Consider the following 19,724-nt stretch of genomic DNA (forward strand, 5'->3'; position numbering starts at 1 on the left):
AACCGATTACAACCTGTTTTTCAGCGATTCATTAACGCAGATTCACAATCGTCTGCAGGATCGTATCCTGTGCTTTTACGGTCTGGGCATTGGCCTGATAGTTGCGCTGTGCAGTAATCAGATTCACCAGCTCGGAGGTAAGATCAATATTGGAGTCTTCTACTGCCGCAGCTTGCAAAAAGCCGGTGTTACCCTGGCCCGGACCATTGGTCAGCGGCTGGCCGGAACCAAATGATTCGGCCCAGCGGTTATCACCCAGAGGCTGCAAGCCTTGCGGATTGGTAAAGGTAGACAGCACCACTTTGGCCACATTCCGACTTTGCCCGTTAGAATAGCGCCCTTGCACCACACCCTCTTTACTTACCGCAATACCGGTGAGCACACCATCGGTATAACCGTCCTGAGTCAATGTATTCACATTGTACGGGCTGCCAAATTGAGTCGATTTGTTAAAAAACAGCTGAAAATTAAGCCCATTCGAGCCATTATCAATCCCGGTTGGACCGCTGACAATCTCGAACCAGTCATCCGTTGCCGCAGCAGTCGCACCCGGAGTGGCAATATTCGAGGAGTAATCAACAAATTTACCGTTAGCGTCAAAGCTCATTACGCCCTTCAGAGGAGTGCCAGCAGTCGGCGATAGCGTGCCATTTGTATTGACGTCTTTACCATCAAGCGAATAGTAAACATCCCAACTACCTACCGCACCGCCACCCGCAGGATCCTGCTTGCGAAAATACAGCGTTTGCGTATGTGCGACGCCCAGCGAGTCAAATACGGTGGCTGAGGTTGAATAGTTATAGGTCGTTGGATCAGTTGAAGAAAACGCAGGCCCTGGGGCAGTTGCATTTGTCGGATCGTTAATCACTTTATCTGATGCATTCAGATTTGCGCCCAGATTCAAACCCGCGCCTGTGACACCTGATCCACCTGTTGAACGGGCACCAATATTGGCAAACTGAAGTTGAATCGGTTGCGGTGTTGAGCCTTCCAGAAAAATACCAGTACCCTGATCAACGCCCCAACCCGTAAGGAACTGACCATTGTTAACAATATACCCATCCTTGTCGAGCTGGAACTGGCCATTTCGCGCGTAACTGATACTGCCACTCTGATCCTGCATGCGGAAAAAACCGTTACCGGTAATCGCAATATCCAGCGGATTATTGGTCGAGGTGGTATTGCCCTGTGAAAACTGCTGGGCAATTGTCGTGACTTTGGCACCAATACCGGCAATATTCGACGCAGTGCCGAAGGTACTGGCGTAAATATCGGCAAACTCGGCACGCGAACCTTTAAAGCCGACCGTGTTGACGTTGGCAACGTTATTACCGATCACATCCAGATTTTTTGCGGCGGCATTCAAACCACTCAAGCCTTGTTGGAAACCCATGATAAACCCCTTACCTTAACCGTTTGCCTGCTGGATCTGGATGATGCTGCCAAAATTGGTCTTACTACCGTTGGCCAGATGCACCTCAACGCCGTCACTGCCAAATGCGACTGATTTGCTCACTTGCCAGGTTGCAGTCTCTAAAGCAATTTCCTTGCCATCTTTTTGTGCCTTAGCAGTCACTTTATATTCACCCGCTGGCAAGACGGTGCCATCCGCCTTTTTGCCGTCCCAGGCAACCTGGATCAAACCGGATTTGGTGGTCGTCACCGGCACTTTGGCAACTTCAACACTCTTGTCGTTGTAGATGCTGGCCATCGCATTGCTTGCACCTTCGGGGATATTGAAACGCAAATCAACCGCTTTGCTGCCATCAAAGCGGAAACCATTGCCGGGCGAGAGGACTTCTTTGCCGATCAGGTTTGCCGCCTGCATGACCTGAGTACCTGCGTACATGCCCGCCATCCCGGCCATGGTCTGATTCAGCTTTTCAATGCCGCTAACGGTATTGATTTGCGCAATTTGGCTGGTGGTTTGCGCGTTATCCATTGGATTCATCGGGTCTTGCGATTGCAATTGCTTGACCAGCAACTTCATAAACCGATCTTGCTGCTGCTCGGTATCGGTTTTGGTGGCGGTTTTTCGCGTATTGAGCGAGCTGTAGTCAAACGAGCCGGAAACTGGAGATGTCGCCATGATCTGTTACTCCTGATTAAACCTGACCCAGTGATAGCGTGCGCAACAGCAAGGTCTTGGCGGTATTCATTACATCGATATTGGTCTGGTAGGAACGCGATGCTGAAATCATATTGGTCATTTCTTCCACCACATTCACATTGGGCATCGCCACATAGCCGTTGGCATCGGCAAACGGGCTTTTGGGGTCAAACACCAGCTTGGGCGGCGCCTGATCTTCGATCACTCCAGCCACCTGAACGCCCACTGATTGCTTGTTGCTCACCGTCATCGGCTGAGCCTGAAAGACCACCTGCTTGGCGCGGTATGGCTGGCCGTTGGAGCTAGTTACCGATTCAGCATTGGCCAGATTGCTCGCCACGACATTGAGGCGGGCTGATTGCGCCCGCATGCCGGACGCGGCCACATCAAAAACTCGAAACATCGACATTTAACGTATTACCCCTTTTGCCTGTCTCGGCCTTACTGACCAGTTAGCGCGGTTTTCATCGATTCGATCCGGCGTTGTACGAAAGTCACCGCTGCCTGATAGCGGATGGCGTTATCGGTAAATTCTTTCATCTCGGTATCCATATCAACGGTATTGCCATCAATCGACGGCTGACGCTCGTTGCGGTATTTCAGCTCGGGCGAAAAAATATCAATCTGAGTGGAGGGCTGCAGATGGCGCGGATTGCTCACGGCCAGCATGGCTGTTTGCTGGCCGGCACGCGCAGTGTCAAAAGCCGCTTTGAAATCGAAATCACGCGCCTTGTAGTTGGGCGTATCGGCATTGGCAATATTGGATGCCAGCACTTCCTGGCGATAGGAGCGCATTTTCAGCGCGGTTTCCTGATTGCGAAAGTAATTGTCGATTTTGCCCAGCATGCTGCACTCCATAAGAATGCACTCATGCAAGCACGATTCATGCCAGACAAAATAGAGCTGAAAACGCCGTATTACCTAGCTCTACCAATGTCAGCGCATGAAAAAAGCGGCAAGGATTGCCGCTTGCCAATGCGCAGGGGAAGAAATCAATGCAGGCGAATGTCGTGCCAACTCAAGCAGTTTGCGTTCAATACTGCTTATGAGTATAGCCTTGAAGAGCAATCTAGGTATTACCTACAAGGCAATACCCTAGCTGAAGACTCCTCGCGCTAGCACTTGTTGTGACTGTTGTTGCGGCTGCAATGCCTGGGCCAACACGGACAGTGCGGCATCGGCATTCGCAGCGCCGCACATAAACAGATCAATCGCGGCGTAGCCATGCTCGGGCCAGGTGTGAATGCTGATATGGGATTCCATCAGCAGCAGCATCCCCGTCACCCCTTGCCCGACACCGAAGTGATGAAAATGTTGCTGCAGCACCGTTGCTTGCCCTGCCAGTGCCGCCTTGAGCATGGCTTGCTCGATCAGCGCTGGGTCGGCTAGCACAGCGCCCTGGCAGCCTTGAAAATCAGCAATCAGATGTCGCCCCAGCGGCAGGCAGGGTGAAGCAGGATGAGGATGACTATGAGGATTAATGTTGGGATCCGCAGCCAGCGATAAGGCCGATTCAAGTTTCATTTATGCCCACCACCCGAGCTCCAGCCGCCCGACGAGCCACTGCTCCAGCTGCGGCTACTTCCTGAGCTTGAAGAGCTGCTGCTTTCACTGCACGAAGACAGATTGAACAGCGTGCAAATCGTAATAATGGCGATGCAATAAATTTTGTAAAAGCCCTTGCTCATTCGTCGGAATCACTTTTATTGAGTGGCCAATGCAGGATATACCCGGCCAGACCAGTCCAGAACAGACCTTCAATCACTTCACCCCCAAAAAGCACCAGGGGCAAATTGATCGCCAGCAAAATCAACGTATAGCGCCAGGCCATGCTGCGCTGATCGCCACTGTCTTCGTCCGATTTGATGGCCTGCACTTTGGCCTTGCTAAACCACTGGGCAATTTGCTGATTACTGATTTTACTCGCCTGCGACCACACCACTTCGGCGTTGTTTTTTTCCTTGCACAAGCGCTCGCTACCGTTCTGGTACTCCCATAGCTGCACCCGGTCGCCAACGCTCACCCGCCAGTTAAACGCCCCTGCGGCGTAAACCACTTTGGCGGTGTAGCTGTCGTACATTTTGCTATAGCGCTGGCCTTTGAGCGTGGCGTGCGCGTCGCTCCAGCTTTCCGGCATTTCATTGAGTACCTTGACTTTCGTCCAGCCGTCTTTGGCCTCCACCAGCCACTGGAAACCTTGCTGCCAGTTATACAGCAGGTATTCGGTCCAGTGCGAATCGTCATCCTCGGTCTCGGCCATCTCGATCAGACCGATCACCGTCCAGCTCACCCCGCTGATCATGGTGGCGTCGCCCACATCCAGCGTCGCATGATAACGCTCGGCCTCGGTATGCTTGCTCAGCACCAGCGCCCGATCGCCCGAGCAATCAACTTCCGAACCACACGCCGCGCATACGATTTGCGTCGCCACGCCGGCGCGATATTGCAATTGATTACCGCAGCTCGGGCAATCGAGCACGTTTGGCGTGCCCTTGAGTCGCCCAGCGCTACGCTGAATATCTTCATCGCTACGCAATAATTGCGCTTGCAGATTTTTTAGCTCCACCGCTTCGCCAACATACAACTGAGGCTCGGGTTTGGCTGCATTGACGTCGGAATAATCAAGAGTTAAAAAACGATCGCCGCTGCGGCAATCGACCACTTTGGCCACGTAGCCATTACCAACCACAAACGGCAATTCGCCCTGCCCACCGACGCACTGCGCAGTGCGTTTGTCTGTCACCACATAAGCGCGGCCGCCGTGCTCATAGCGCATTTCGGGCGACAAATATTCAAACTGCGGTGCATTGGCCGCACCACCTTCGGGTAGCGGTAGTGTGAACATATACTGCCCACAGGTATCGCCCAGCCAGCCATATTTACCATCATCAAACGAGACATACCACTCATTCCACAGCCCCGCATCGTAGCGCAACTGAATCCGGCCAATCACGGTAAACGCGCGGCCCGCAAATACGCCAGACGTCCCGATCTGGAGCGGCGAATAGTCCTCCAACACCTTGCCGATTTTGCCGATGTCTTTAACCTCATCAGCGCTACGCAACACGGTGGACTGGCAATACTCGCAGACAGCGATCGCCGAAATGGTCGAGCGAAATAAAACTTCAGCGCCGCACGAGGGGCAAGCGGTACGAAACATCAAATTCCTCTTTCAGTAGTCCAAACTCAGCTCAACGTAAAGCACGATATCGGTTCAAACTCCACCCCGTCTGGGCGAGCCAAGCAGAGCCAACTAAAACGACAATCAAACCAGCAAAGGCGATATAACCTTGTAAGGCCTGAGGTGAATTTTCAACGACAGCACAAAACGCCCAGCGCAAACGTCGTAAAGACTCGCAAGCCATACTCACATCAGACTCAAGCCATTCAGCCACCGCAGCCCAAATGCCAAAACTGCCAAGCCCAAACATGGCCAAACCCATGCGTGATTGGCGCTTTGCTTCGTCAACAAATAAGCACCCACAAAGCGCGATAAAGAACAGCAAACCCGATAAGCCAGCAATCCCATTGAGCAGACTAATCAGCCACGCCATGCCGCGACCCTCAAGCTGATACAGGCCAAGCAGAAGGCCCAAGGCTAGGATGAGCCGAAATATAATGGCCAATTTAGGGCTCAAGCTAATCACCTACCTGGCTGCCATTCTTCGTGCTCAGTCAAGCCTTCATACGCTAACCAAGGTTTGCGATGCGAAGTCCAGATATGCTGCTCTGGTCGCACTTGCGGGTCTTCATCCAAAGTCGCAACACGCAATACCCAATGCGGCCGCCCTTCTTTTTTCGCTAGCAAATGGCTACCGCAGCCCGAGCAAAAATAACGAATCTTGCCCGGCGAAGATTCAAACTGACTGAGAAGGTCTTCACCCTGTAGCCAACGAAAATCACTCGGCTCTACGCCCGCCGCCGAATTAAAAGCGGCGGCATGAGTTTTGCGGCAAGTTTGGCAATGACAGTGTGTAATTGCGCTCGCCAATTTGGCAACTTCATACTTCACTGCACCGCAGGCGCATGAACCCTGAAAGCTCATCCTTTATCCTTGTGATATTCATCAAACGCCCAACTCGTGCTCATCAAGAGCGTATTGATTGCGCATCCTTGGGGCTTAACCAATCAGCTTTTTCAATACTTCCGCTTTCGCGCTGTCGTAATCGGCTTGGCTAATCAGCCCCTGATCCAGCAAACCTTTAAGCTGGCCGAGTTTGGCTTGCGGGCTATTTGGATCAGCTGTAGGCGCTGCATTACCCTGAGCGGGTACTGCTTGCGGAGCAGCACCAGCCATTATCCCTACACCCATACCCCCATCAGCGCCAATCACCACACCGGCTCCCGCTGGCGCAGCGACGCCGCCCAGCCCCAAGGCATTGGTCATCGCGCCCGCCATCACTTGGCCAACGCCCACACCGGCGGCCATCCCCGCGCCAATGCCTGCCAGACCGCCTTCGTTTTGCGCCGCCAGCGGAATTGCGTTTGCCGCCTGATACTGTGTATACGTTTGCATATTGCCGATCATGCCCATCGTGATACGCGTGTCGATGGCTTTTTGCAGCTCTTCGGGCAGGCTGATGTTTTCTACTGCAAAGTTATCCAGTTCAAGCCCATATTTGGCAAACACCGGCGTTAAAACTTCGCTAATTTTCTGGCTCATCAGACCTTGATTACCGGCCATATCAAGGAAGGGCACGCCCGAACCGCCAAGCGCCGAGGTCATCGTGGCGACGACTAAATTCCTCAATTGCAGCTCTAGATCATCACGCGTGTACACCTCACGCGTGCCGCTGATTTCGCTAAAAAATAATTTCGGGTCGACCAATTTGTACGAATACACACCAAACGCGCGCATGCGCACCATGCCAAAATCAGCGTCGCGTATCGTGATCGGCTGTGGCGTACCCCATTTACGGCCGAGCTGCAGGCGGGTGCTAAAAAAATACACATCCGATTTAAACGGCGACTCAAACAACTTGTCCCAGTTTTTCAGGTAAGTGAGCACCGGCAGCGTTTGGGTGGTCAGCTTATACATGCCCGCGCCAAACACATCGGCTACTTGGCCTTCATTAATAAACACCGCCGCTTGCGATTCGCGCACCGTCAGGCTAGCGCCATATTGAATCTCGAAATCGGCCATCGGATAGCGATACGCCAACACGCCATCGCTGTCTTCATTCCACTGCAGAATGTCGATAAATTGCTTTTTGATAAATGAACCGAGACTCATGATCTGCTCCTAATTTCAATTCAATAATTTAGTTTGGTATCTACACGTTTTAATGATTTCTTGACGTTCTGACGCATCGGCTGCCATGGCTGCAGAATAAGTACCTTGCTGAGCTTGCTTTATTTTTGTTTGAGCAAGAAACTCCGACCGCCCTTCTACAAATCGAGTTAACGCTGTTTGATAATGAGCGGCGTTTTGTGCATCAATCTGTTTACACGCTTTGAGCATCCCAACGGCCATACCAAATAACTCTTCAGGATCACCATCGTGAGCATGAGCAGTCGCCAACAAGCTGCACAATAAAACACTGACCGATACTTTCATTACGACAAACACCCCGCATTAATCACCCCCACCGCCAGCGAAATACTCCCCGCCAGTAATCCCACCGCGACGTTGTTTTCCATGATCTGCGACGGCATATCCTTGATGCATTTCACCAGAAAGACGTACACCACAATCTGCACCACACCGGCCAGCGCGCCCCAGATCACAAAAAATTCCAATTGATTGAGGTGCAAGGCACTGGAGGCCAGCGCAAAGGAAAAACCGATCAGCGCACCACCGAATGAGAGTGCGGCGGCCACATTGCCTTCGCGTACCAGCTTGAGCTCGTCATACGGCGTGATTTTGATGTACAGCATGGCAAAAACAATCAGCATGGCGACGCCGCTGGCGAGGTAGCTGAAATAGCCAATCAGTGGGCTTAAATAGCTGTGTAGCATGCGTATTCCTTACTAGGTTCAGGCATAATCCTGTCATTCTCTACTAAACAAACAAAAATATCCATGCGAGAAAAGCTGCTGATTCTTTCGGTTTTTATTGTGGCGTCCTGCGGTTTGGCTTACGAGCTCATCGCGGCGGCGCTAGCCAGCTATTTGATGGGCGATTCGGTGTTGCAATTTTCATCGATCATCGGCTGCTATTTATTTGCGATGGGCATCGGCTCGCATCTATCAAAATACGTACCCGAAGCGCGCACGCTCGATCGCTTTATTGAAATTGAGCTCTTGGTCGGATTGATTGGTGGCCTATCGGCGACGATGCTGTTTGTCGTGTTCGCGTGGGCCGCCGCGCCGTTTCGCTCGGTGCTGTATGTGTTGGTGTTTTTAACCGGAACACTGGTCGGGATGGAAATTCCGCTGGTAATGCGGGAATTGAATCAGCGCAAAACCGATTTTGCCGAGCTAGTCAGCCGCGTGCTGACGTTTGACTATATGGGCGCGCTGGCGGTCTCCTTGCTGTTTCCGCTGGTGCTGGCGCCGCACTTAGGCCTTGCGCGTTCGGCCTTGCTGTTTGGTTTGGTCAACGTTGGCATTGCCTTGTTCACAACCAAAATTTTCCGCAACGAATTAGCGCACGCCAAGCTGCATTTATTACGCGGCGGTGTCGTGGCCTTCGTCTTGCTCGGTGCGATGCTTGGTGCGGATAAACTAACCAAGTGGAGCGAAAACACGCTATACGGCGACGAAATCATCCACGCGCAAACCACGCCGTACCAGCGGCTATTGATCACACAGTGGAAGAATGACACACGGCTGTACATCAACGGCAATCTGCAGTTTTCCAGCCGAGACGAATACCGTTACCACGAAGCGCTAGTTCATCCGGTACTGGAAAAACTGCCGCAGGCCAAATCGGTGCTGGTGCTTGGCGGCGGCGATGGGCTGGCGGTGCGCGAGATTTTGAAATACCCGCATATCGAGCACATTACGCTGGTCGATCTTGACCCGGCGATGACCGATTTATTTACCCATAACGAAAAGCTGGTCGGTTTTAATCAACGCGCGCTGTCCAACCCCAAGGTCAAAGTCGTTAACGCCGATGCTGCACAGTGGATTGAGCAAAACCAGCAGATTTTCGACGCGATTATTATTGATTTCCCCGACCCGAGTAATTTTGCGCTAGGTAAATTGTATTCGGTGCCGATGTATCGTTTGGTGAAAAAACACCTGAGTGAAAACGGGCTGATGGTGGTGCAATCAACCTCGCCACTACATGCCCCCCGCTCGTATTGGTGTATTAATGAGACGCTGAAAGACGTAGGACTGTATACCACCCCTTATCATGCTTTCGTACCGTCATTTGGCGAATGGGGTTTTATTCTGGCGGGCAAGCAGTCTGGCTATACGCCACCGACGACCTACCGCGTTAAAACCAAATTTCTCGACGGTGAAACCACGCGGCAGATGTTCTTCTTCCCGCCCGATATGCAGCCGGTAAAAGTCGAAGCGAACCGGCTAAATAACCAATCGCTGGTGCATTATTTTGAGCAAGATTGGTCGCAGGTGATTCGTTAATGCGCGGGATAAGTCGCCGGCAATTTTTGCAAAGCGCCGCCGCGCTGGGGTTGGCGGCGACGCTGCCCGCTTGCCGCGAGCTCAGCCACTACGGTATTGCCATCAAGGTGTATTTGCCTGGAATGCAGATGGGACATGCGCTGCGAGGCAATACCCCTATGCCAAATCCAAAGTACGAGCGCAAGGTCAAGGTGGCGATTTTAGGCTCGGGCGCTGCCGGCTCGTTCGCGGCATGGCGTTTAAAAAAGAGCGGCGCATTTGGCCACGATGAAGTCGTCATCGTTAGCGGCCCAGAGCGTTTTGGCAATGCAGCCGCTGGCGTAATGAACGGCGTTGGCTATCCGCAGGGGGCGCATTACTTGCCACTGCCTTCGATGGCGTCCGTCCATGTGCGCGAATTGTTATTTGAGATGGGCGTCATCGAAGCCGACCCGTTTGGCGAAAAGCCAACGTACAACGAGCGCGTACTGGTGCATTCGCCCGAAGATCGCCTGCTGATCAACGGCCACTGGCAAGAAGGCGTTGTGCCGCACACAGGCTTGAACGCGGAAGAGCTAGCGCAACAGCAACGCTTTTTTGCGCAGATGCAATCCATGCAGCACGCCGTTGGCAATGATGGTCGAAAAGCATTTTGCATCCCGATCGCGCAAGCCAGCCAAGATGCGCAATGGCGCTCGCTCGATCAAATGACCTTCGCCGCGTGGCTGGCGCAACACGGCTACACCGCACCTAGCCTCTTGTGGTATCTGGATTACGCATGCCGCGATGATTACGGCATCGGGATAAAGGAGACGTCCGCTTGGGCAGGCATTCACTACTTTGCCGCACGTGGCGGACAGGCTGCGAATGCTTCCGAAGGCGCGGTGTTGACGTGGCCAACTGGGCTCAACCCCTTATTGCAACACCTGCAACAAGGGCAAAGCTTGCTCGAAGGCATGGCAGTCAGAATCCGCGAGCAAGGCGATACGGTTCAGGTTGACGTGCTGCATCATGGCGAAGTAACGCGCTTAATCACCGAGCACGTGATTTGCGCGATGCCCTTGCATGTGGCGGCCAAAATCATCGATTTAAGCCAATATGGGTTTAATCCCGCGCAGCACCTGGCGCCGCATGCGGCGTGGCAAGTGAGTAATTTCCTGCTGAAACGATTTCCTGATGAAGCTGAACATGCGCCAACGCAAGCGGGCCCTCAGGCAATGCACGATTACGCCACGCCGCTGGCGTGGGACAACGTCGTCTACAGTAGCCAAAGTTTGGGTTATGTAAACAGCACGCACCAACTGATCCGTGCCGCCAAACCCGCCAACACCGTCTTCACCGCCTACCATGCCTTCGACAATGAAGCGCCCGCCGCCATCCGCGCGCGACTAGAGCACGCCAGCGCCGCCGAGCTATATCATACCTCGCTGGCCGATCTGGGCGGCGTGTATGGCTGGGATAACCCGATCACCGCACGGCGCTATATCGAGCAAGTTGAAATCACACTACGCGGCCACGCCATGGCCTCGCCTATCGCCGGTTTTCTAAATAATCCGGGGGTGGCTGCATTACAAAAACAAAGTGGACGACTGCTATTTGCCCACAGCGATTTAAGCGGGCTATCGGTCTTTGAAGAAGCCAGCTGGTGGGGCGATGTAGCGGCGCAAAAGATTCTGGCTCAAAGATAGCAGACCTAACTGTTCCTCTCGAAATACACCTATGCTGTATTTCCCTGCACGAATTGCCATTGCTATGCTAGCTGGCTATACCCACCTATATCGAGGCTACCATGCTGTCTTATCAATTACTCAATGTATTTGTCACCGACGATATCTGGTCGGGTAATCCGCTGGCGGTATTCAAGCCTGAGCAGGATTTAAGCGACGAAACCATGCAAAGGCTGGCGCAACAGATGAATTTGTCTGAAATCACTTTCGTTCGCCCCTGCCCCATGCAGACGGTAGCCGATGCCGAGGTGCGGATTTTCACGCCCAGCTATGAAATGCCATTTGCCGGACACCCCACTTTAGGCACGGCGTTTGCCATTGCCCAAGGGCAGGATACCGTTAGATTGGCGATGAAAGCGGGGATTATTCCGGTGCAAGTCACGCCCGAGCTGCTGACTTTGACTGCGAACACGCCCACATACCGCGATGCACCCAGCCATGCCGAGCTGGCAGAGGCGCTCAATATCAATGCGGCGCAGATCAGCCCCACTCCGCGTTTTGTCAATACCGGTACCGAGCAGTTGATTATTCCACTCGATAGCGCCGAGAGTGTGGCGCAATGCAGCCTGAATCTGGCGCTTTTCGAGCGCGTGGCTGCCAATCATGAAGGCCGCGCTGGCGCGCTGGTTTGGGCCTGGCAGGATGACACCGTGATTGCGCGTTATTTCTGGTCGCAACACGGTCAGGCCGCCGAAGATTTTGGCACCGGCTCCGCTTGTGCCAATCTGGGCGGCTGGCTGCTGGCAGAAAATGCATCGCTGCCCTTGCAACTGAAAATGGAACAGGGCCATGGCATTGGACGTATTGCCCGCTTGAGCTTATCCATCAAAGCGGACAAGCAGATACAGGTAGGGGGTAAGGTGCGTCAAATTGGGCGCGGCGAGTTTGATCTGGGTGAATAAGTCGGAAGACGTTGGAATGGGTCGAAGTAAGTCGCCGAGGGGCAGCATTCACAACCCACTAGGCAGCGCGCGTCAGCGCTGCGCCTTATCCCTGCCGAGTGCTGCCCGCTTGCGGGCTAGCGACGGAGCCACTTGGCGGCCTGCCGCTGGCGCAAATAATCGCCGCCATCACACACAGCAGCGCCAGGCCATGCGCCACGGTGACACTCTCCCCCAGAAAAATCATGGCATACAGCATGGCCGCCACCGGTAAGGCGGCGGTAAACACTCCGGCTTGCTGCGCCGGAACATGCTGGATGCCCTTCATCCACAGCCAGAATGACCAGACACTGGCCGCCAGTCCGTACCAGATTATCATTCCCCAGCCGGGCAAATCGATCACGGCAAAATCAAACTGCCAGAGCGTGCTCAGGCTCAAGGGCAGAATCAGCAATAAACCGATCAGATGCGTGTATGCACAAATCTCGATGGCCGCGAGTGACTGCGTTAGGCGGCGCGACAGAATCACGTAAATAGATTCACAGACCACGGCAGCGGCAATTAGCGCATTACCGAGCAAGGTGCTTGCGCCACCGCTATCCGCTTGGGAGACATTAATCATCAGCATGCCGATGACGGCCAGTACAACGGCAAGCACAGCACGGGCGTGCAGTTTTTCGCGCAGCACCAGCCAGGACAGCACGATCACCACCGCCGGTATCGTACTGGTAATCACCCCGGCGGCCATGGCGCTGGTTTGCGTCAACCCGTAGAGCATCAGTAAAGTAAATAGAAACGTACCGAACAGCGCCTGCAAAAACAGCCCCAGCCATTGCCGTCGGCTGACTTGCTTCATCCGTGCGATCCGGTAGTGCGGCAGCAAAAACGCCACGCCCACCACAAAGCGCATCAACGTAAACAGCAGCACCGGCACCACCATGACAATGGCCTTGCCAATGCCGACATTGGCGCCAACCAGCGCCATGGATGCAAGCAAATACAGCGAGTAGCGATTGAAGTTCAAGGCCATGCCAATTTGAGAACCCGGCGAGCGGACGAAGAATTGAGGGCGCTGTGAGCGCCAGCAGGCACTCACAGACAAGGCCACTCACAGATAGATACGCGTCATCACTGACTGCGTTTATGCGTGGGCACTGCTTTCCAGATACGCCGCACGTACTTCCGGGCTAGCGAGCAATTCTTTACCCGTACCACTGAGCACAATTTCGCCGTGCTGCAAGACATAGCCACGGTGGGCAATGCGCAGCGCATGGTGGGCATTTTGTTCGACCAGCATAATGGTCATGCCGTCACGTTCGTTTAGCTCGCGGATAATATTGAATACCTGCTTGATATACAGCGGCGCCAGCCCCAGCGATGGCTCATCGAGCAGAAGCACCTTGGGGCGGCTCATCAGCGCACGGCCAATGGCCAGCATTTGCTGCTCGCCACCGGATAAAGTCCCGGCCCGCTGCTCCAGCCTTTGCTGCAAAATCGGAAACATGCCGTAAATCCGCTGCAAATCGGCGTCAAAATGCGCAGGATCACTAAAAATGCTCCCCATTTGCAGGTTTTCCAGCACGCTCATGCGCGCAAAAATATGTCTTCCTTCCGGCACCAGCGCCAAGCCGCTACGGGCAATATCATGCGTATGATGGCGACTAATATCCTGCCCCAGAAAACTGATGCTGCCCGCCGATGCACGCGGCTTGCCAAACAGGGTATTCATCAGCGTTGATTTGCCTGCCCCATTGGCACCGATCAGCGTGACGATCTCGCCCTCCTGCACATCAAGAGTAACCCCGCGCAAAGCGTGAATCGCGCCGTAGTGCGCATGAACATCTGTATATTGGAGCATCAGGCCGCCTCTTCTTCTGTCGTATCCTCGATTTCTTCTTCGCCCAGGTAGGCTTTGATGACTTCGGGATTATTCTGGATTTGCTCTGGAGTGCCTTCGGCGATTTTGTTGCCAAAATTCAGGACGCAAATATGGTCCGATACTTTCATCACGACATTCATATCGTGCTCGATCAGCATCACGCCTTTGTGATGTTCGCGCGTCAGATAGAGCAGCAAATCGTTGAGCTCGGCCGATTCGCGCGGATTGAGCCCCGCTGCGGGTTCATCCAGACAAATCAGCAGTGGATCAACACACAATGCCCGCGCGATTTCGACGCGGCGCTGTGTACCGTAAGAGAGATTACCGGTTGGCATATTGGCAATGTCGCGCAGCTTCAGACGGGTCAGCCACATTTCGGCTTTTTCCATCGCCGCCTCGCTCGCTTGCCGGTACGAGGCCAGTCCGAGCAAGCCGGCCAGTGAAAAGTGGGACGCTTTTTGCAATGCGTTATGCTGCGCCACAATCAGGTTTTCCAGCACCGTCATATTGGGAAACAGGCGAATATTCTGAAAAGTGCGCACCACACTGGCCTTGCGTGCAACCAGATGCGAGGGCATTTTTTCCAGCAACAGCGCGCCGTGCTCCGGGTGATTCATTTGCACACTGCCGGTTGTGGGTTTGTAAAAGCCGGTCAGGCAATTGAAAAAGGTCGTTTTACCTGCGCCATTGGGGCCGATAATCGAGGTGATTTTGCCCCCCTCTATCCCCAGTGACAGATCGTTGATGGCCGTTAAACCGCCAAAACGCATCGTCAGGTTTTTCACTTCAAGCAGATGGCTTTGTTGATTGCTCATTTTTCTACTCCAGCGAGCACTTTGCTCGGCTCACGACGAGAAATCAGTCCGCCCGGTTTCCAGACCATGATCAATATCATTGCCGCACCAAACAGCAACATCCGGTATTCGGAGAAATCACGCCCCAACTCGGGCAAGATTACCAGCAAGCTCGCGGCAATCACCACGCCAAACTGGCTTCCCATACCGCCGAGCACCACGATCGCCAGAATGGTCGCCGATTCGGAGAAAACAAAGCTCTCTGGCGAAATAAAACCCTGACGTGCCGCAAAAAATACCCCGGCAAAGCCGCCCAGCATGGCACCAATCGCAAAAGCGGATAGTTTGACATTGGTGACATTCATACCCAGCGCCTTGCAGGCGACCTCGTCTTCACGCACAGCCTCCCAGGCCAGCCCGACCGGCAATTTGCGTAGCCGTGCAATAAACAGATTGGTCAGCAAAGCCAGTACCAGAATGAGGTAGTACAGAAAAATCACCCGATGCTCACTGGCGTATTCCAGACCGAAGAATGACGCAAAAGTCGCGCCATCATCGCTATCGGGCTTGAATGGCAGACCAAAAAAGCTTGGGCGCTCAATCGAACCAATGCCATTGGGGCCACCGGAAAACTCGGTCCAGTTAATCAGGATGACACGGATAATCTCGCCAAAACCCAGCGTCACAATCGCAAGGTAGTCACCGCGCAAGCGCAAGGTAGGCCAGCCCAGCAAAATGCCAAACAGGGCAGCAAGCGCTCCGGCAACGGGCAGGGTTTCCCAGAAATTCCAGCCAAATTGCGTTGACAACAGCGCATAGCTATACGCCCCAACGGCGTAAAAGGCGACATAACCCAGATCAAGCAGCCCGGCGAGCCCGACAACGACATTCAGCCCCCAGCCCAGCATGACGTAGATCAGCACCGTGGTGGCGGTGTCAACCACGTAGCGGTTATCGGAAAAAGCAATCGGCAGCACCAGCGAAAAACCCAGCAGGCCGTAACCCAGCCACTTTAGCCAGGGTCGCGGTGTAGCAACCTCCAGCGTTCGTGTGCGCTGACGCGTCAGACGCTTGAGCTTGAACTGGTCAATGGCAAACTGCAGCGCCAATCGCCCGAAAAACATCGTAGCGACAAAAGCGAGCAACCACGGCCAGCGTGTGGCCACCATCAATTTTCCACCTGCATCGACGGTATGCAGACCGATCATCGGAATACCGAGCAAAATCGCAATCAACGCCACATTGGTCGCGTCCTTGAGCCGCTCGGTCAGCGTGACTGTATGTGTTCTAGCCTGAAATGTTGTCATCACACTTTCTCCACTTCAGGACGGCCCAGCAAACCGCTAGGGCGGAACATCAGCACCAGAATCAGCAGTGCAAACCCGGCCACATCCTTGTATTCCGGTGAATAGTAAGCGCTCCAGAACGATTCAAGCATGCCAATGATCAAACCACCCAGCACAGCACCCGGCAAGGAGCCGATCCCGCCCAGCACCGCGGCGGTAAACGCCTTGAGACCGGCCACAAAACCGATGGCAAAATCAACCACGCCGTAATAAATCGTGACCATCACGCCAGCAATCGCCGCCAACGCTGCACCCAGCATAAAGGTCAGCGAAATGGTGCGATCGACATTCACCCCCAGCAATGCTGTCATTGTCTGATCCTGCTCACAGGCGCGCTGCTGACGCCCGAATGAAGTGCGGGTAATGATGTAGGTAAAGATAGCCAGCAGAACCACCGTCACCACGATAATCATCAGCTGGGTATAGGAAAGGAAGACGGTAAAGCCATCAAAAGTGAACAGATTAAACTGCCCCGGCATCATATCGGCAATCGGTTTGACACGAGCGCCCTGGGTCAGCTGCACCATATTTTGCAGAAAAATCGACATGCCGATGGCTGAAATCAGCGGTGCCAGACGGGGAGCGGTGCGCAAGGGGCGATAAGCAACCCGCTCGACAGACCAGCCGTATACGGCAGTAAACGCCATCACCACCAGCAAGGTCACCATCAGCGCCAGCGGCACTGCGCTGATACCCAGTGCAGCCAGCAAAGTAATGACCGTCACGGAGATAATGGCCGCAACCATGTAGATATCGCCGTGGGCAAAATTGATCATCCCGATAATGCCGTACACCATGGTGTAACCCAGCGCGATCAGGCCATACACCGAACCCAGTGTCAGCCCGTTGATGAGCTGTTGAATAAATTGTCCCACTGTGTCCACCTCTCTATGGATTCGCGGCAAATCCTGATCATCATCAAGGTACGTCTATCCAAATCCTGCCACGATGACTAAGGTGGCAGGCTTATTGGCTGATGAATGTATCCGGTTTGCTCGCTGGATTTTGTTTCCGGAAATAGCTTGATCGGGGCTGCCACGGTGTTGGCCGGCGCAGCCCCGATACCGGGTCTTATTTCACCGCTTCGTACTTGTTGCCTTTCCACTGGTAAACAACAAAAGCCGGCACTTTCAAATCGCCTTTGGCATCAAACGACATTTTGCCAACGACGGTATTAAAGCTGCCGCCTGCCAATGCCTTGCGCAAGTCGTTGTATTTCACGCTTTTGGCCGTAGTAGCTGCTTGTTGGAAAAGCTGCATGGCTGCATAGGCGTACAGCACATAGCCATCTGGCTCAACCTTGGCAGCACGGAAACGTTTCACCACATCTGCCGCAGCCGGATTGGCGCGTGAATCAGGCGCAAAAGTAAACAGCACGCTATCGGCATTGCCCCCTGCGGCAGTGACGATTTCATTATTGCTCAGCGTATCGCCGCCCATCACCATCAGCTTCATGCCTGCCTGCTGTGCCTGGCGCAAAATCAGCGCCACTTCAGTGTGGTAGCCGCCGTAAACCAGTACCTGCACGCCCGCCGCTTTCATTTTCGAGACAATGCCGGAATAGTCTTTCTCGCCCGCGGTAATCGATTCGCGCAAGGCGGGTTTCATGCCTTTGGCCTGCATGCCTTTGGCAGTTTCATCAGCCAGACCCTTGCCGTAAGCGCTCTTATCATCCAGCACCGCCACTTTCTGCCCGGCAAAGCGTTTGGCCACATAAGCGCCCGCTACACCACCCTGCTGATCATCGCGCCCCATAATGCGGAAAATGTTTTTCAGTCCGCGCTCGGTCACTTGCGGATTAGTTGACACCGTGGCCATCGGGATTTGTGCTTCGTTGTAAATATCGGAAGCAGGAATCGTCGAGCTTGAACACCAGTGCCCGTGCATAAAGACAATTTTTTTGTTCACCATGGCATTGGCCACCGAAACGGCCTGTTTTGGATCACAAGCATCGTCGCCAATTTCCAGCTTCAACTTCTGCCCGTTCACCCCCCCCTTGGCATTAATATCGGCAACGGCCATTTCGGCACCGCGTTTAATCTGCTCACCGGCCGATGCGTAGGCGCCGGTCATGGGCCCGGCAATTGCCACTGAATAATCGGCGAACGCTTGGGCGCTCAACATGCTTGCGACGCAAGCACCGGCAACTGACAATTTTTTCTGCAAGGTGTTCATGGGTATCTCCTGAATTCGATTCGGGCATTCATGCCATCGGTGGTTGGCCAACAGTTTTCACTTCTGGCGTCAAGCCGCCATCCACGGGAACTGCTGCTGTCTGCTTAGCGATGTATGCCGCCAGCAAGCGTGATTGTGTTTAGACCCGGCTTCTGCCTGCATCACGCAGACAGATAAAACAGCAAAATGACAGGTACAGCTGCATGTAAAGCTACAACATAATTTCAGACTCCTCTGTAAGTATTTTCCTCAGTTCAGATAGGCGGGAAACTTATGCAGCCGATTTTCCCGCTGGCTGGCGAGCATGCGTCCAGGACGATGCCAGTACGCCCCCCAGCAGCAGAACAATTGCAATGCTTTCCAGTAGGCGGGGCCAGCGGCCCTCATAGACAAAGCCATACAGCAAGGCAAAAACTGTTTCAAAAATAAGCAGTTGCCCACCCAACGTCAGCGGAAGTCGGCGCGTGGCTGCGTTCCACAAACCGGTGCCGATCACCGATGGGCCCACTGCCAGCGCGGCCATCAGGAGCAGAAAAGCCGGCGAAATCTGCTCGGCAGGGGCGCTACTTATTGCCGGGGAAAAATACAAAACCGCCAGCAGCAAAGCCATTAACCCTGTCAGCAAACCTGTCAGCAAAGACCATTCATGACTACCTAGATCAGGCCTTCGGCTTAAATGCCGTGCATTGCCAATGGCATAAAAACTCCACGCCAGCAAAGCCCCCAAGGCCGCGAGCAAACCGAGAATCTTGCCCGATTGATCCTGCGCCAGACCATCTGCCAGCTCGCTGGCAAAAACGTCATAACTGATACAGGCCGCCCCGGCGACAATCGCCAGCAGCGGCCAGAGCAGATGCCGCAATGCAATCGCATCACGTTCACGTGCGCCCACCAGCGTCACCACCACCGGCACCATGCCGATCACCAACGATGTGGGCGCAACGCCAACGTATTGCACCGCCACCACCAGCAAAAAGTAATACAGCAAATTGCCCGATACGCTTAAAGCGGCCAGCACCAGCCAGTCGTGCTGGCTTAGCCGTGGCCAGAGCTGACGCAATAGCGGCAGCAATAGCAATAGGGACACCAGACCATAGGCCACATAGCGCCCGGTCATCAGCGCCATCGGGCTAAATTCGCCCAGCCAGCGCGGCACCAGAAAAACCCCTCCCCACACAGCACCCGCCAGCGCGCCGTAGACCAAACCTTTAACCATATTTCCTCTAATCAGCCGGGCCTAAATCCCGCGCGCTAGCAATGCCGTGCCTTGAGTAGCGAGGTAGAAATTGTGCTGTAGTTG

Annotated in this window: 21 protein-coding genes; 3 read left to right on the forward strand and 18 right to left on the reverse strand. The window is 53.9% G+C overall.

Annotated elements, in window-relative coordinates; translation table 11 throughout:
• Window positions 1-31 precede the first annotated feature (31 nt).
• The 11 genes from flgE to FLS37_RS01560 all read right to left on the reverse strand — a co-directional run bounded on the left by flgE (window position 32) and on the right by FLS37_RS01560 (window position 8,068).
• Window positions 32-1,393 carry a flagellar hook protein FlgE gene (flgE, locus tag FLS37_RS01510; RefSeq protein ID WP_157314143.1) on the reverse strand — a complete coding sequence of 454 codons (1,362 nt, stop codon included), beginning with the start codon at window positions 1,391-1,393 and terminating at the stop codon, window positions 32-34.
• Between the two features lie 15 nt (window positions 1,394-1,408).
• The gene (locus FLS37_RS01515; RefSeq protein ID WP_157314144.1) at window positions 1,409-2,089 is read right to left on the reverse strand and encodes a flagellar hook assembly protein FlgD; all 681 of its coding nucleotides are present in this window, start codon (window positions 2,087-2,089) and stop codon (window positions 1,409-1,411) included.
• Between the two features lie 16 nt (window positions 2,090-2,105).
• A complete protein-coding gene (flgC, locus tag FLS37_RS01520) occupies window positions 2,106-2,519 on the reverse strand; it encodes a flagellar basal body rod protein FlgC (protein ID WP_157314145.1) in 414 nt (137 codons plus the stop codon).
• Window positions 2,520-2,551: 32 nt separating this feature from the next.
• On the reverse strand, window positions 2,552-2,956 hold the full coding sequence (gene flgB / locus FLS37_RS01525) for a flagellar basal body rod protein FlgB (RefSeq protein ID WP_157314146.1): 405 nt from the start codon (window positions 2,954-2,956) through the stop codon (window positions 2,552-2,554).
• Between the two features lie 249 nt (window positions 2,957-3,205).
• A complete protein-coding gene (gene speD / locus FLS37_RS01530) occupies window positions 3,206-3,634 on the reverse strand; it encodes an adenosylmethionine decarboxylase (protein WP_157314147.1) in 429 nt (142 codons plus the stop codon).
• 160 nt (window positions 3,635-3,794) lie between these two features.
• Window positions 3,795-5,270: a DUF4178 domain-containing protein gene (locus FLS37_RS01535; protein WP_157314148.1), complete on the reverse strand. Its 1,476-nt coding sequence runs from the start codon at window positions 5,268-5,270 to the stop codon at window positions 3,795-3,797.
• Between the two features lie 31 nt (window positions 5,271-5,301).
• The gene (locus tag FLS37_RS01540) at window positions 5,302-5,664 is read right to left on the reverse strand and encodes a hypothetical protein (protein ID WP_157314149.1); all 363 of its coding nucleotides are present in this window, start codon (window positions 5,662-5,664) and stop codon (window positions 5,302-5,304) included.
• An 89-nt stretch (window positions 5,665-5,753) separates the two neighbouring features.
• Entirely contained in the window at window positions 5,754-6,155 is a 402-nt protein-coding gene (locus FLS37_RS01545; RefSeq protein WP_157314150.1) for a GFA family protein, read from the reverse strand.
• 75 nt (window positions 6,156-6,230) lie between these two features.
• Window positions 6,231-7,343, reverse strand: coding sequence for an SPFH domain-containing protein (locus FLS37_RS01550; RefSeq protein ID WP_157314151.1), 1,113 nt, complete (start codon window positions 7,341-7,343; stop codon window positions 6,231-6,233).
• A gap of 15 nt (window positions 7,344-7,358) precedes the next feature.
• Window positions 7,359-7,667, reverse strand: a complete 309-nt coding sequence (locus tag FLS37_RS01555) for a hypothetical protein (RefSeq protein ID WP_157314152.1) — start codon at window positions 7,665-7,667, stop codon at window positions 7,359-7,361.
• Window positions 7,667-8,068, reverse strand: coding sequence for a DUF350 domain-containing protein (locus FLS37_RS01560; protein ID WP_157314153.1), 402 nt, complete (start codon window positions 8,066-8,068; stop codon window positions 7,667-7,669). Before FLS37_RS01560 ends, FLS37_RS01555 begins: the two co-directional genes overlap by 1 nt.
• Window positions 8,069-8,131: 63 nt before the next feature.
• On the opposite strand from FLS37_RS01560, the gene FLS37_RS01565 reads away from it, so the two are divergent.
• From FLS37_RS01565 to FLS37_RS01575, 3 genes are all read left to right on the forward strand, one after another.
• Window positions 8,132-9,643, forward strand: coding sequence for a polyamine aminopropyltransferase (locus FLS37_RS01565; protein WP_157314154.1), 1,512 nt, complete (start codon window positions 8,132-8,134; stop codon window positions 9,641-9,643).
• Window positions 9,643-11,310: an FAD/NAD(P)-binding protein gene (locus FLS37_RS01570; RefSeq protein ID WP_198314441.1), complete on the forward strand. Its 1,668-nt coding sequence runs from the start codon at window positions 9,643-9,645 to the stop codon at window positions 11,308-11,310. Before FLS37_RS01565 ends, FLS37_RS01570 begins: the two co-directional genes overlap by 1 nt.
• 101 nt (window positions 11,311-11,411) lie before the next feature.
• Window positions 11,412-12,251, forward strand: a complete 840-nt coding sequence (locus FLS37_RS01575; RefSeq protein WP_157314155.1) for a PhzF family phenazine biosynthesis protein — start codon at window positions 11,412-11,414, stop codon at window positions 12,249-12,251.
• Window positions 12,252-12,336: 85 nt separating this feature from the next.
• Here the strand turns inward: FLS37_RS01575 and FLS37_RS01580 are convergent, their stop codons facing one another.
• From FLS37_RS01580 to FLS37_RS01610, 7 genes are all read right to left on the reverse strand, one after another.
• On the reverse strand, window positions 12,337-13,254 hold the full coding sequence (locus tag FLS37_RS01580) for a DMT family transporter (RefSeq protein ID WP_198314442.1): 918 nt from the start codon (window positions 13,252-13,254) through the stop codon (window positions 12,337-12,339).
• A gap of 117 nt (window positions 13,255-13,371) precedes the next feature.
• Window positions 13,372-14,088, reverse strand: a complete 717-nt coding sequence (locus tag FLS37_RS01585; protein ID WP_157314157.1) for an ABC transporter ATP-binding protein — start codon at window positions 14,086-14,088, stop codon at window positions 13,372-13,374.
• Window positions 14,088-14,924 carry an ABC transporter ATP-binding protein gene (locus tag FLS37_RS01590; RefSeq protein ID WP_157314158.1) on the reverse strand — a complete coding sequence of 279 codons (837 nt, stop codon included), beginning with the start codon at window positions 14,922-14,924 and terminating at the stop codon, window positions 14,088-14,090. The genes FLS37_RS01585 and FLS37_RS01590 overlap by 1 nt, the downstream gene beginning before the upstream one ends.
• The gene (gene livM / locus FLS37_RS01595) at window positions 14,921-16,210 is read right to left on the reverse strand and encodes a high-affinity branched-chain amino acid ABC transporter permease LivM (RefSeq protein ID WP_157314159.1); all 1,290 of its coding nucleotides are present in this window, start codon (window positions 16,208-16,210) and stop codon (window positions 14,921-14,923) included. Before livM ends, FLS37_RS01590 begins: the two co-directional genes overlap by 4 nt.
• Window positions 16,210-17,124, reverse strand: a complete 915-nt coding sequence (locus FLS37_RS01600) for a branched-chain amino acid ABC transporter permease LivH (RefSeq protein ID WP_157314160.1) — start codon at window positions 17,122-17,124, stop codon at window positions 16,210-16,212. Before FLS37_RS01600 ends, livM begins: the two co-directional genes overlap by 1 nt.
• A 196-nt stretch (window positions 17,125-17,320) precedes the next feature.
• Window positions 17,321-18,424: a branched-chain amino acid ABC transporter substrate-binding protein gene (locus FLS37_RS01605; RefSeq protein ID WP_198314443.1), complete on the reverse strand. Its 1,104-nt coding sequence runs from the start codon at window positions 18,422-18,424 to the stop codon at window positions 17,321-17,323.
• A gap of 271 nt (window positions 18,425-18,695) precedes the next feature.
• On the reverse strand, window positions 18,696-19,640 hold the full coding sequence (locus tag FLS37_RS01610) for a DMT family transporter (protein ID WP_157314161.1): 945 nt from the start codon (window positions 19,638-19,640) through the stop codon (window positions 18,696-18,698).
• Between the last annotated feature and the right edge of the window lie 84 nt (window positions 19,641-19,724).

Source organism: Chitinibacter sp. GC72, assembly GCF_009760905.1.
GTDB lineage: Bacteria > Pseudomonadota > Gammaproteobacteria > Burkholderiales > Chitinibacteraceae > Chitinibacter.